At 57.9% G+C, this 13,305-nt stretch carries 11 protein-coding genes; 9 read left to right on the top strand and 2 right to left on the bottom strand.

Annotated features, from left to right (window positions below):
• Positions 1–165: 165 nt before the first annotated feature.
• Entirely contained in the window at positions 166–1,449 is a 1,284-nt protein-coding gene (gene clpX, locus L6762_RS06600) for an ATP-dependent Clp protease ATP-binding subunit ClpX (RefSeq protein ID WP_135011138.1), read from the top strand.
• Positions 1,450–1,526: 77 nt separating this feature from the next.
• Positions 1,527–2,153 (top strand): DsbA family protein, encoded by a 627-nt coding sequence (locus tag L6762_RS06605; RefSeq protein WP_272878690.1) that lies wholly within the window; start codon positions 1,527–1,529, stop codon positions 2,151–2,153.
• Positions 2,154–2,364: 211 nt separating this feature from the next.
• Here L6762_RS06605 and valS read toward each other — a convergent pair whose 3' ends face one another.
• Positions 2,365–5,001, bottom strand: coding sequence for a valine--tRNA ligase (gene valS, locus L6762_RS06610; protein WP_237186141.1), 2,637 nt, complete (start codon positions 4,999–5,001; stop codon positions 2,365–2,367).
• Positions 5,002–5,051: 50 nt separating this feature from the next.
• Here valS and L6762_RS06615 point away from each other — a divergent pair, with 50 nt between their 5' ends.
• The 4 genes from L6762_RS06615 (at position 5,052) to L6762_RS06630 (ending at position 9,164) form a co-directional block, all read left to right on the top strand.
• On the top strand, positions 5,052–5,873 hold the full coding sequence (locus L6762_RS06615) for an SDR family oxidoreductase (protein ID WP_237186142.1): 822 nt from the start codon (positions 5,052–5,054) through the stop codon (positions 5,871–5,873).
• A gap of 146 nt (positions 5,874–6,019) precedes the next feature.
• Entirely contained in the window at positions 6,020–6,985 is a 966-nt protein-coding gene (locus L6762_RS06620) for a hypothetical protein (protein ID WP_237186143.1), read from the top strand.
• A gap of 683 nt (positions 6,986–7,668) precedes the next feature.
• The gene (locus L6762_RS06625) at positions 7,669–8,343 is read left to right on the top strand and encodes an NADPH-dependent F420 reductase (RefSeq protein ID WP_237186144.1); all 675 of its coding nucleotides are present in this window, start codon (positions 7,669–7,671) and stop codon (positions 8,341–8,343) included.
• Between the two features lie 98 nt (positions 8,344–8,441).
• The gene (locus L6762_RS06630; RefSeq protein ID WP_237186145.1) at positions 8,442–9,164 is read left to right on the top strand and encodes a sirohydrochlorin chelatase; all 723 of its coding nucleotides are present in this window, start codon (positions 8,442–8,444) and stop codon (positions 9,162–9,164) included.
• On the opposite strand, the gene pdxY is transcribed toward L6762_RS06630, so the two are convergent.
• Positions 9,154–10,008 carry a pyridoxal kinase PdxY gene (gene pdxY / locus L6762_RS06635; RefSeq protein WP_237186146.1) on the bottom strand — a complete coding sequence of 285 codons (855 nt, stop codon included), beginning with the start codon at positions 10,006–10,008 and terminating at the stop codon, positions 9,154–9,156. The genes L6762_RS06630 and pdxY overlap by 11 nt on opposite strands.
• Before the next feature lie 263 nt (positions 10,009–10,271).
• Here pdxY and L6762_RS06640 point away from each other — a divergent pair, with 263 nt between their 5' ends.
• Genes L6762_RS06640 through L6762_RS06650 form a run of 3 tightly spaced genes read left to right on the top strand, consistent with a single transcriptional unit; the run spans position 10,272 to position 13,280 of the window.
• The gene (locus L6762_RS06640) at positions 10,272–11,072 is read left to right on the top strand and encodes a phosphoadenylyl-sulfate reductase (protein WP_237186147.1); all 801 of its coding nucleotides are present in this window, start codon (positions 10,272–10,274) and stop codon (positions 11,070–11,072) included.
• The gene (gene cysD / locus L6762_RS06645; RefSeq protein WP_237186148.1) at positions 11,054–11,983 is read left to right on the top strand and encodes a sulfate adenylyltransferase subunit CysD; all 930 of its coding nucleotides are present in this window, start codon (positions 11,054–11,056) and stop codon (positions 11,981–11,983) included. The genes L6762_RS06640 and cysD overlap by 19 nt, the downstream gene beginning before the upstream one ends.
• A 1-nt stretch (position 11,984) precedes the next feature.
• On the top strand, positions 11,985–13,280 hold the full coding sequence (locus L6762_RS06650; RefSeq protein WP_237186149.1) for a sulfate adenylyltransferase subunit 1: 1,296 nt from the start codon (positions 11,985–11,987) through the stop codon (positions 13,278–13,280).
• The last annotated feature ends 25 nt before the right edge of the window (positions 13,281–13,305 follow it).

Genomic DNA, 13,305 nt, shown 5'->3' on the forward strand with positions numbered 1-13,305 from the left:
GGGCAGGGGCGGCGTCCTTCTGTCTGCCAAGCGGTAGAGAAGGAATAGCCCGCCCGGTTCAACTGTTAAGTCATAAAGACGTAACCTTGCTTGAACCGTCACATGTTGGGCTAGGCAGGTTTTCACGGTAGATTAGGTAGAGGAACCCAAGGAAAGGTAGGGTCTATGGCTCGCCTAGGCGATAGCACCACTCTTCCCAAATGCTCATTTTGTGGGAAGAACCAGCGACAGGTTCGTAAACTGATCGCCGGCCCCAACATTTACATCTGCGATGAATGCATTGAACTGTGCAACGAGATTCTCGAAGAAGAGCTCGCCGATGTGAAAGATTTGGGTGCCGTTGAAGAGCTTCCCACCCCGCGTGAAATCTTTGACCACATGCAGGAGTACGTGATCGGCCAGGAGGCTGCCAAGCGTGCTCTATCTGTTGCCGTTTACAACCACTACAAGCGTATTCGGGCCCAGCAGAGCCCTGCCTTTGAGGCCAAGGAGCTTTTAGCTACCGAGGGCGAAGACGTAGAGATTGCCAAGTCTAATATTCTCTTGGTTGGCCCCACCGGCTCGGGTAAGACCTACCTGGCCCAGACCCTGGCCAAGAAACTCAACGTACCTTTTGCCGTTGCCGACGCCACCAGCCTGACCGAGGCCGGCTACGTAGGCGAGGACGTTGAAAACATCCTGCTCAAGCTCATCCAGGCTGCTGACGGTGATATTGAAAAGGCCCAGCGCGGCATCATCTATATCGATGAAATCGATAAGATTTCCCGCAAGGCCGACAACCCCTCCATCACCCGGGACGTATCGGGTGAGGGTGTGCAGCAGGCCCTGCTCAAGATTCTTGAGGGCACCGAGGCAGCTGTTCCCCCGCAGGGCGGGCGGAAGCACCCCCAGCAGGACTTCCTCAAGATTAATACCGCCAACATCCTCTTCATCGTCGCCGGTGCTTTTGCCGGTATCGAAGAGATTGTGGGCGGGCGAGTGGGCCGCAAGGGCATCGGCTTTGGCGCATCTATTGACCAGGCCGCTAAAGAGAGCGATATTCTCACCAAGCTCATGCCCGAGGACCTACTCAAGTTTGGTCTGATCCCTGAATTTATTGGCCGCCTGCCCGTGCTAGCAACCCTGGGTAAGCTCACCGAATCTGACCTCAAGCGGATTCTGACCGAGCCTAAGAACGCCCTGGTCAAGCAGTACAAGCGCATGTTTGCCCTCGACGGGGTCGAGCTGATTTTTGAGGACGCCGCCGTGGCAGCTATTGCCCGCCAGGCTGTTGAGCGAGATACCGGGGCCCGCGGTTTGCGCTCCATCATGGAGTCGATTCTGCAGCCGGTCATGTTCGATGTACCCAGCCGCTCCGACGTCACCTCGGTCATTATTGATGAGGCTGTTGTGGCGGGGGAGAAGGACCCCATTCTGGTGCTCGAAGCCCCCGAGAAAAAATCTGCCTAAAAGTCTTTCCCGCTGTCGGTGCCTCTGCGCGCTGGCAGCGGGCTCTTGTATCCCACCCCTGATTGAAAGGACAACCCGTGGCTGAAAATACCGTTGATTTTTGGTTTGACCCTACCTGCCCCTGGTGCTGGATGACCTCCCGCTGGATTAAAGAGGTTGAGACCCAGCGCGATGTTACCGTCACCTGGCACCCCTTCTCACTCGCCGTCCTGAACGAGGGCCGCGACCTTGACCCGGGCTACCGCAAGCACATCGACAACACCTGGGGCCCTGCCCGTGTGGCTACCGCCGTGGCAGAACAGTACGGCCAGGAGAAGCTCGATGAACTCTACACCGCCCTGGGCGAGCAGATTCACCACCAGAAGAACAAAGAGGGCACCTACTTCGAGAAGGCTATCGAAGCTGCCCTGGCTGAGGTGGGTCTTCCTGCCGAACTGGCCCAGGTTGCCTTTACCGAGGAGTACGACGAGCAGATGCGGGCCTCAACCCGTGCAGGTCTAGACTCTGCTGGCGGCGATGACATCGGCGTGCCCCTGATGAGCATTAACGGTGTGACCTTCTTTGGCCCCGTGATGTCACCTGCCCCCACCGGTGAAGAAGCCGCCAAGGTCTTCGACGGCGCTGTGGCTCTGGCCTCTTACCCCGGCTTCTTTGAGATTAAGCGCCCCCGCAACGTCGGCCCGATTTTTAACATCGAACAATAGTAACGAGCGGGCACTGAACGCCCAGCTGCTGAATACACGATAAGGCCTGGTTCCAGACAATCTGGAACCGGGCCTAATCTTTTGATGTGCAGCATTGTTGGGGCCGGCATACCCCCACAGGTGGCGGGCTGGGGCTGGCATGAATTGAGCGAGCGCCCCAGCGCGAGCTCAAGAAGGTTAGCCGCCTAGGGGGTATGCAGGCCCAGTAACATTAGCTTTCTTCTTCGGTAATCAGCACAACGTCAGTGACGGCCAGCTCGCCCTCTGCTTCGGTGAGGGTGAGGTCGCGGGCGTTACCTGCTGCCTTGAGGTCGCCGAGACCGCCGCGAATGCGGGTGATGTCTTCGGTTGAACCGGTGATGGTTGCGGTTTCGACCTCGGTGCGCTGCTTGACCTGGGCCTCTGACTTGGCCTTGCGTAGACCACCCAGGGCAGCTGCTACGGTGGGCAGGACTGCGGGGTCGGCGTCCGCAACCGCGGCGGCAAAGCCGTCGGTGGTGGGCCAGGGGGCGCGGTGCACGGAGCCTGCTCGCCACCACGACCAGATTTCGTCGGTGACGAAGGGCAGGAAGGGGGCGAAGAGGCGCAGCATGGCGTCGAGGGTGGTGGCCAGGGCTGCCAGGACGGAGGCCTGTTCGGCTTCACCGACGTTGCCGTAGGCGCGGTCCTTGATGAGTTCAACGAAGTCGTCGGTGAAGTGCCAGAAGAAGGTCTCTGAGATCTGCAGGGCACGGGCGTACTCGTAGTTCTCAAAGGCGGCGGTGGCTTCTTCAACCAGGGCGGCTAGACGGGCTAGCAGGGAGCGGTCCAGCTCGTTGGTGAGGACGCCTGCCGCGGCCTGGTTGGTGATGACCGAGTTGGCGGTGGCACCCAGGCCGAGAACGAACTTGGAGGCATTCAGCAGCTTGATGGCCAGGCGGCGACCAATCTTCATCTGGGCCTCGTCGTAGGCGGTATCGGCACCCAGCTTGGCGCTGGCTGCCCAGTAGCGCACGGCGTCCGAACCGTACTTTTCGAGCACCTCGTTGGGGACCACCACGTTGCCCTTGGACTTGGACATCTTCTTGCGGTCCGGGTCCAGGATCCAGCCGGAAAGAGCGGTGTCGGTCCAGGGCACGGAGTTCTCCAGGGAGTTGGAGCGTACCACGGTGGAGAAAAGCCAGGTGCGGATGATGTCGTGGCCCTGGGGGCGCAGGTCCATGGGGAAGGTGACCTTGTGCAGGTTCTCGTCCACGGCCCAGCCGGTGGCAATCTGCGGGGTGAGAGACGAGGTGGCCCAGGTGTCCAGGACGTCGGGGTCGGCGATGAAGCCGCCGGGCACGCCGCGCTGGTCTTCGGTGTAGCCGGGGGCGGCGTCCGACGCGGGATCAACGGGCAGCATATCTTCGCTGGGGACGATGGGCTCATCGTAATTAGGTTCGCCGTCGGCATCCAGCTTGTACCAAACAGGGAAGGGCACGCCGAAGAAGCGCTGGCGGGAAATGAGCCAGTCGCCGTTGAGACCCTCGACCCAGTTCTCGTAGCGGGAGCGCATGAAGGCAGGGTGCCAGGTGATTTCACGTCCGCGCTCTACCAGGGCCTCACGACGTTCGGCGTCACGGCCACCGTTGCGGATGTACCACTGGCGGGAGGCCACGATTTCAAGGGGCTTATCGCCCTTTTCGTAGAACTTAACCGGGTGGGTGATGGGCTTGGGGTCGCCATCCATTTCACCGGCTTCAACCAGCATCTCAACGACGGTCTTCTGGGCGGTGAACACGGTGGCACCTGCCATGCGCTCATAGCGCTCTCGGCCCTCGGCGGAGGTAATCCACTCGGGGGTGTCGGTGGCGAAGCGGCCGTCACGGCCAATCAGGGCACGGGTAGGCAGCTGGAGCTCGCGCCACCAGGTGACGTCTGTGGTGTCGCCGAAGGTACAAATCATGGCGATACCGGCACCCTTATCGGGCTGGGCTAGGGGGTGGGCCTTGATCTCGACCTCAACGCCAAAGAGGGGAGAGGTGACCTTGGTTCCGAAGAGGGGCTTGTAGCGCTCATCGTCGGGGTGGGCGACCAGGGCAACACAGGAGGGCAGGAGCTCGGGGCGGGTGGTCTCAATCCAGACCTTCTCACCGTTCTCGCGGTGGAAGGAGATGCGGTGGTAGGCGCCGGGGCGTTCCTTGTCTTCCAGTTCTGCCTGGGCAACCGCAGTGCGGAAGGTGACATCCCACATGGTGGGGGCTTCTGACATGTAGGCATCGCCGCTGGCCAGGTCGTTGAGGAAGGCCAGCTGGGAGACCTTGCGGGAGTGGGCGTCGATGGTGCGGTAGGTGTGGGACCAGTCAACGGACAGGCCCAGGGTGGTGAAGAGTTCTTCGAAGACCTTTTCGTCCTCTACCGCCAGAATCTCGCAGAGCTCAATGAAGTTCTGGCGGGAGATACGGGGCCAGTCACGCTGGTTCTTGGCGGGCTTTTCGGGAGCCTTGAAATCGGGATCGTAGGGGATCGCGGGGTCGCAGAGTACGCCATAGTAGTTCTGCACGCGACGCTCGGTGGGTAGGCCGTTGTCGTCCCAACCCAGGGGGTAGAAGACATTCTTGCCCTTCATGCGCTGGTAGCGGGCGATGACGTCGGTCTGGGTGTAGGAGAACATGTGACCTACGTGCAGGGAGCCGGACGCGGTGGGTGGCGGGGTGTCGATGGAGTAGACCTGCTTGCGGGTGGTATTCGGGTCGAATGCGTAGGTCTTGTTGGCGGCCCAGTTCTCGGTGAACTTCTTTTCGAGGCCTTCGAGGCCGGGCTTCGCGGGGACGGTAATTTCTACGGTGTTTTCTGCGGGCGTGTCTGTGCCCTGGTTGATTTCAGCCATGCCCCCTATTCTCTCACGAATAAAAATATGTTGCAGGTTAGGCTAGTGCTATGACTACTTCATCACTTCCCGCAAACCCTTTTGTCCCCGATGCCCAGGCCGGTAAGATCGCCGTGGTGACCGGTGCCTCCTCCGGTATCGGCCGGGCTACCGCTGAACTTATGGCCGCTACCGGCTGGACGGTCTATGCCGTGGCTCGCCGAGCCGACCGCCTTGAAAGCCTGGCTCAGGCAACCGGGGTGCGCCCGGTCGTCCTTGATATTACGGACGCCGGAGCGGTTGCCGACCGCGCCCAGGAAATTTTGGGCGAAACCGGCGGCCGCCTCGACGCTCTGGTCAATATCTCCGGCGGTGCTATTGGGGCTGATTCTGTGGCGAACGCAGACCCCGCTGGCTGGTCGGCCATGTTCGAGCTCAACGTGATTGGCACCCTCAATATGGTCAAGGCCTTCCTGCCCGCCCTGCGAGAGAACGGCCAGGGTACCGTTTTGAATCTGACCTCAACCGCGGCTGAAGCTGGCTATGAAGGGGGAGCAGGTTACAACGCCGCCAAGTTCGGTGAACGAGCCCTGACCGAGACCCTGCGCCTAGAAGAAGCTGAGCACAACGTGCGCGTGATCGAGGTACGCCCCGGCATGGTGCACACTGAAGAGTTCTCTCGCAATCGCCTGGGCTCGGACGAGGCTGCCGCTCAGGTCTACGCTGGCGTGGACAAGCCCCTGCGGGCTGAGGACGTTGCTCAGACCGTCACCTTTGCCGTGAACGTCCCCCACCACATCAACCTGGACCACATCACCATGCGACCGGTTGCCCAGGCAGCCCAGTACAAGGTGATTCGGCGGGCCGCAGCCTCCAGCCCCTTGACAGAGTAGTAATTTAATACGTGAGCAGATTAGTACTGCAGTAAGTATAGTTGAAATGAACAAGGCTGATTTGAAGTCAGATTTATGGTGCTGGCGTATGATAAATGCGTAATACTCAGCGCTGATTGAGTAATAGTTGTAGAAAGTAAGAATGCATGTGTGATTATTTTTTTGGCTTTTGCAGCCTTTGGGATATGGCTGTTAATGATCATCCGGGCACAGTTGTTTCGGCAATTTTTGCATTGATATCAGGTTTAGTGAGTGCAAGTATTGCAGCTTTTATGGTGACGCGGACTATTAAAAATAGTCGGGCAGTGACTGCGCCTCATTTGGACAGGCTTGATAAGACAGTTAAAATTTATAAAGATTACCCTGATGGTAAATTTTTGCAAGGAAAAGGTAAATCCCTTAAAGAAAAACTGCTAGATTCTATCGAAATTTACTCAAAGCGAAGCTTGTTTGAAGCATCTATTTATACAGCATCGCATGGAAATAAAAGGGTTTTAAAATATTTTGATAGCTATGCTGATAGCCTAATTTACGGCAAGGTGAACCCCTCGCCTCCGCTATTCTGGAATTTTGCAATCATTATTCTAGGACCATTGTTATCATCTCTTTATTTACTTTCTTCTCTGTTTTTCATACTATCTTTCATTGATATTGCTATTAACCTTAAACTTGGTGACTCCGGTTTTTCCGGTGGCGATTTGATTTTTATTGCCTGGGCTTACATTCTAAATTCTACGGCATTCATGTTTTGCAACTATTTAATCTATAAAGTGTTCCCCTGGCACGCAGTCGTTAAGTCTTCATATTCTGAAAGTTTGAGTATGTTCAATTTGAAATTTTCAGATACGCAGAAAACCTTTTTGCTCTCTGAGTTGAGTTATAAGCTAATAAATTTTGAATTTCTTGAGAATTTGATTTATATGGTTGAGCTTATGGATCGGGGTGTCGACAAATTTCTGAATAGAAATAAGATGAAGGCGTGTAAAAATCTGAATTTAATCTGGTTCTTCCCCCTGATTTTAATCACAATTTTACCCATAGTCTTTTCAATGTTTTTTGCCAATTTACTAATTTACCCCATTAAATATTTGTTTTACGCAATTGTTAAATAAAGTTTTTGGCAATTCTCTGAGGGGTGAGATATGGGAAAAATTTAAATATTGGAATAATAGTTTTGTTGCAGTATTTTCATCACAATTTTCAGAGGGTGTGGAGGTTGCGGGGGAACTGTGAAATAACTAAGTTTGGAGGTTTGCTCTAAACTTCGCAAAATATGGTTTGATGCACGAATTTTGTCCCGGCTGAGGATGTTTCTCCGCTGGTATATCAGAAGAAATTTTTACCTTAAAAGTATAATTTTATTAAAACTCTTCCTAATATTTTTGTGTCGGCCACTTGTCTTGAAAAGACCCTCATATCAATCCTGGACTATTCTGATTGATTCATTTGAGGGCATTCTTGCCCTGCTTTTCAATGGTATGAATAAATCATTAGTAAGCTCACTAAACCTTGGTGTGGTGTCTAAAAAATCAGGTGAATAAATTATGGAGAAGTAGCCGCTAGGGGAAGAGGGGTCGACCGTTTACACCAGTTGCGCCAGCACTGAGCCCCACTGCGGTTTCATTTTTGACCGCTAGGTTGTGATTGTGAGGCTGTTGGCTAAATCGTTCCCTTCGTTAGGGCCGGGGCTCGTCTTGTGTCGAATTAAGACGCGACCCAACCCCTTTCGTTGAAAATTAAGAGCGCGAGAGTAAAGTGAGAATAGTCAATATATGAACTAAGTAAGGAGCTTGTCATGACCACAGCAATCATCGGAACAGGGCGCATTGGCTCACAGGTCGCCCTCCGCCTGGCCCGCGGGGGAGAAGAGATACTGGTTGCGGAGTCAAATTTCGAATCGGCTCAGAAATCAGCCCAAGAACTGGGGCTAGGTATTCGGGCTGGTACCGTCGAGCAGGTCATTGACGAGGCAGACACAGTTGTCTTCGCTACGATGTTCCCCGTTACTCAGCAGTTGCTACAGGAACACTCTTCACAGTTGGTGGACAAGGTTGTTGTTGATCCATCCAACAACTTCCGGGCTGCTGACGATGACCGGGCGGTTTCCGCCAACCCAGAAGGGTCCTCAGCTGGCCAGCAAAACGCTGCCCTGCTTCTTCCTCAGGGAGTCCATTTCGTCAAAGCACTGGGAACTATGAGCGCGGCTAATCGGGGCAAAGAAACTACCGGTAGCGGTGAAAAGGTGGCTCAACTTTTTGCAACGGACGACCCTGTAGCGCAAGAGCGCATTACCCACCTACTGCGTCTGGGTGGCTGGGAGCCCGTCAAGGCCGGCGGCTTGGACATTGCTTCCAGAATCGAGGTCGGTGGCGCCTGGCACGACCGTGGTGGACTGAGCGGACGGATTCTCAGCAAGGAGGAAGCGGAAAAACTGGTCAGCCAACCCCTTGCGGAGGAATCAGCACGATAAAAGCGGGAGAAGCGCATCTGCCAGTCGATTGATTGTGCGGTACAGTGGGTGGGGTCAGCCCCACCCACTGTGCTGTGCAGGCAGCAGACTGGAGCCCCATGATTCACCTGGTCGCCACCTCCCACGGAACCGATAACCCCCAGGGCCGCGAAGCCGTCAACCTCATCCGAGAGCAGCTCACTGCCCTGGTCGAGGCCCAGGCCCCAGGAACCTACACCGTGCACGAAGCCTACGTTGATGTGCAAGAACCCTCCCTGCCGCAGGTGCTGCAGGAGTTGCCGTCCGGGGCTACCGCCGTCCTTCTGCCCCTGCTACTCTCACCGGGCTACCATACCGAACACGACATGAGGCAGGCAGCCGCAGACGCTAGCCACCTGACCACCGCAGTAGCTCGCGCCCTCGGCCCTTCAGCAGCTCTTGCCAAACTCCAGCGTCAGCGCCTCGAAGAGGCAGGCTGGGATGGCTACGACGATATCGCGCTGGCAGCAGCCGGTTCCTCCAGGGCGGACGGCCGTGAAGCGGTGCTCTATCAGGCAGAAGTTTTCAGCACCCTGCTCAGCCGGCAGGTGCCCTACGGCTTTGTGGCTGACATTGAACCCACCATCGAAGAGGCATGGGAGAGCAACCAGGCTGAGTATATTTCTACCTACCTGCTGGCCCGCGGCTACTTCCACAGCAAACTCACCAAGGCTTACCAGAGCACAGAAAAGGCGGTCGTCGCCGAGCCGCTGGTGCTGCCCGGAGACGCCGCCTCCGCCGCGATAGTTGCTTCGGTTGCTTTTGAAAGAGCTACCGAAGCCCTCACCGCTCTTAGCGCTTAACCGCTACAGCCTCAAAGGTCTCAGCAGGTTCAACGTAGGCCTGCTGGGACTCGATCAGCTGCAGTTCACGCTGGCCCGAGGCCAGGGTGTTCTTCAGCAGTTCGTAGACGCTGGCAGTGGTGAGTTCCAGGGCCTTCTTCAGACTCTTACCCGACGCGAAGTGAGAGGCAAACAGGGCCTGGGTAACGTCGCCTGAGCCGTTGGCCTTCATCGGCAAGCGAGGAGTGGTAATCAGCCAGGCTTCATCGCCCGAAACCGCCAGCATCTGGATTGAATCCTCCGGGGTTTCGGGGGTGTTCACACTGGTCACCAGCACAGTCTGGGGGCCAATCTTCTGGGCTGCGGCCACAGAATCAAGCACCTCATCGAGGGTCTGGGGGTCGGTGCCGGTCACAAAGCCCAGCTCAAACTGGTTGGGGGTAATGATGTCAGCGTGCTGAATCACGCGGTCACGAATCAGTTCCTGCACCTCGGGGGAGACGAAGCAGCCACTGGTGGCATTACCCAGGACGGGGTCGCAGGAGTACAGGACGCCCGGGTTAGCAGCACGGGCCTTGGCGACGGCATCGAGGATGGCATCACCGATGGAGGAGCCACCCTGATAGCCGGAAATCACCAGGGCGGTATCGGTCAGACCGCCGCGTTCCTCGATGCCGGTGACAATCTCGCGGACGTCGTCGCCCGAAATCAGCGGCCCACGCCAAGCACCGTAGCCGGTGTGGTTCGAGAAGAGGACGGTGTTGACGGGCATAACCTCGTGGCCAAGACGCTGGAGGGGGAAGACGGCAGCTGAATTACCTACGTGGCCGTAAGCTACAGCGGACTGAATAGACAAAATACGCATAAACACCATTGTGGCACGCCCCGGGTCTACCTGCGGTACGCACGTTTCATTAGATGACAAGTAAGCCTGCAACCAGTGGCGCACAGTAGTGGGCTGCAAGGACCTCAAGCAAACCTAGTGGCGTAAAAATTACCCCCGGTGAAGACCTATGACGTAAAAATGTCGCCCCGTGACCTGGTACCCGCAATAACTCGACCACCCTGCCCCCATAAGCCTAGACTTTCAAACAATTCAACCCTAAGAACTGTTATGAAAGGAGCGCTATGGAACCCTCACCCGTGAGCTTTAAAAACTTTGGTCTTGGCTCACCGGCCGCAGCGCTAGAAGATCCGGCTATCAGCCCGGAGGGCACGGTCGAGCCAACCCAGCTCTCAGACGCCGAGAAAGAAGCCAACCGGCAACTCGTGGATCGCTATGCCGAAGCCCTCTACGATGCAAGCGCCGAAGAAATCCTGACCTGGGCCCATGAACATGTGACCGGCAAGCTGGTGGTAACCCTCTCCATGGAAAACACGGTGCTCGCCGAACTGGCTAGCCGCTACCTGCCTGACTCAGACTTCCTCTTTCTCGATACCGGCTACCACTTCCCCGAGACCCTGGACGTGGCCCAGCAGGTAGAGGAACGCTACCCCCAGAACCTGGTCAGAGCCAAGCCCCTGCTCACCGTGGGCCAGCAGGACGCCCGCTACGGCATCAACCTCTACGGCACCGACCCCGCAGCCTGCTGTCGCATGCGCAAGGTCGAGCCCCTGGCAGCGTCCATGGCTCCCTATACCGGCTGGATTACCGGCCTCCGCCGGGCAGATTCACCGCTGCGCGCCACCACCCCGGCGCTGGACATAGACCCCAACGGCAGACTCAAGATCTCGCCCCTGGTTACCTGGAGCCTTGAAGATACCGACCGGTACATCGACGAAAAGAACCTCATTGTTCACCCCCTGACCAAGGCAGGCTACCCCTCAATCGGCTGCGCCCCCTGCACCGCCAAGGTTGAAGCCGGCCAGGACCCCCGCAGCGGACGCTGGGCAGGGTTCACCAAGACAGAATGCGGACTACACACATGAGCACCACAACAACAGAAACCCTTTCACCCCACCTCAAAGACCTAGAAAACGAGTCAATCCACATCCTGCGCGAAGTAGCCGGGCAATTCGACAAGGTCGCCCTGCTCTTCTCAGGCGGTAAAGACTCCGTTGTCGTCTACGAACTAGCCCGACGTGCCTTCGCACCGGCACCCGTGCCCTTTGAACTGCTGCACGTAGATACCGGCCACAACTTCCCTGAAGTTATCGACTTCCGCGACCGCCTGGTGGAGCGCACTGGCGCCCGCCTGCGCGTGGCCAAAGTCCAGGACTGGATCGACCGGGGAGAACTCCAGGAGCGCCCCGACGGCACCCGCAACCCCCTGCAGACCGTCCCCCTGGTCGAAACCATCGAAGAACAAGGCTACGACGCGGTGCTCGGTGGCGCTCGCCGCGATGAGGAACGCGCCCGCGCCAAAGAGCGCATCTTCTCGGTACGCGACGCCTTCGGCGGCTGGGACCCCCGCCGCCAGCGCCCCGAGCTGTGGAACCTATACAACGGCGGCCACCTGCCCGGCGAGAACATCCGCGTCTTCCCCATCTCCAACTGGACCGAAGCCGATATCTGGGAATACATCGGAGCCCGAGCTATCGAGCTTCCCCCCATCTACTTCTCCCACGAGCGCGAAGTCTTCAACCGCGACGGCATGTGGCTGACCGCAGGGGAGTGGGGTGGCCCCACCAAGGGCGAACCCCTTGAAACCCGCCGGGTACGTTACCGTACCGTCGGCGATATGAGTTGCACCGGCGCCGTCCTATCTGAAGCCAGCACGGTACAGGACATTATCACCGAAATCTCCACCTCCACCCTGACCGAACGCGGCGCAACCCGCGCGGACGACCGCCTGAGCGAATCCGCCATGGAAGACCGTAAGAAGGAAGGTTATTTCTAAAATGACCCTGCTCACCCACCCCACCGATATCGAGACCGCTACCGGGGCAGCGGCGTCCGCCCAGCTTGCAACCCGTCAGACCCTGCGCCTGTGCACCGCCGGAAGCGTCGACGACGGCAAATCAACCTTCGTGGGCCGCCTGCTCCACGACACCAAGAGCGTGCTAGCCGACCAGCTCTCAGCGGTCGAGCGTACCAGCCGCGAGCGCGGCCACGACGGCCTGGACCTATCGCTCCTAGTTGATGGTCTGCGCGCAGAACGCGAGCAGGGCATCACCATCGACGTGGCCTACCGTTACTTCTCAACCGCCGAGCGCACCTTCATCCTGGCTGACACCCCGGGCCACGTGCAGTACACCCGCAATACCGTGACGGGGGTTTCAACCTCCCAGGTTGTGGTGCTCTTAGTGGACGCCCGCCACGGCGTAGTGACCCAGACCCGCCGCCACCTGACGGTTGCAGCCCTGCTGGGTGTGCGCCAGGTAGTCCTGGCTGTGAACAAGATTGACCTGGTGGATTACTCCCAGGACGTCTTTGAGCAGATTCGCGAGGACTTTACGGCTTTGGCGCAGGCTAAGGGCGTCGCCGAGGTAACCGTAATCCCTATTAGTGCCCTGAAGGGGGATAACGTGGTGGAACCTTCTGCCAACACTCCCTGGTACACCGGCCCGACCGTGTTGCGCTACCTAGAAACCGTGGACGTCACCGACGCTACCTCTGAGCTGGGGCTGCGCCTGCCCATCCAGTATGTAATTCGCCCCCAGGGTACCGACTACCGGGGTTACGCCGGGCGTATCACCGCCGGTCACCTGGCTGTGGGCGACACCGTGCACCTGGGGCAGGGGCGAACCAGCACCGTCACCCACATCGATACCGCAGATGGGGCGGCAACCACTGCCACCATAGGAGACTCCATCGTGGTGCGCCTGGCAGACGATATCGACCTCTCCCGCGGTGACCTCATTGCAGGTGCCGACCGCCCCGAGGGAAGCCGGGAACTCACCGCCACCCTGGTAGGGCTAGCCGACACCCCGCTACGCCCCGGCGCCAAGGTAAAACTCCGCTACGGAACCTCCCTAGTGCGAGCTCGATTGGTCTCCATCGACTCCCTGCTCGACATCGATACCAACCAGGAACACCCCGGCGAAGCCATCGAACTCAACGACATCGCCACCGTCACCCTACAACTAGCAGAAGACCTACCCGTCGAACCCTACAGCGGGCGCGGCCTGGTAGGCTCCCTGCTGCTGATCAACCAGGCAGACGGCAACACCCTAGCCGCAGGCCTCGTCCGCTAGAGCCCCACACAGAACGAATACCACC

It is taken from the genome of Rothia nasimurium (assembly GCF_928381705.1).
In the GTDB taxonomy this organism is placed as follows: domain Bacteria; phylum Actinomycetota; class Actinomycetes; order Actinomycetales; family Micrococcaceae; genus Rothia; species Rothia nasimurium_G.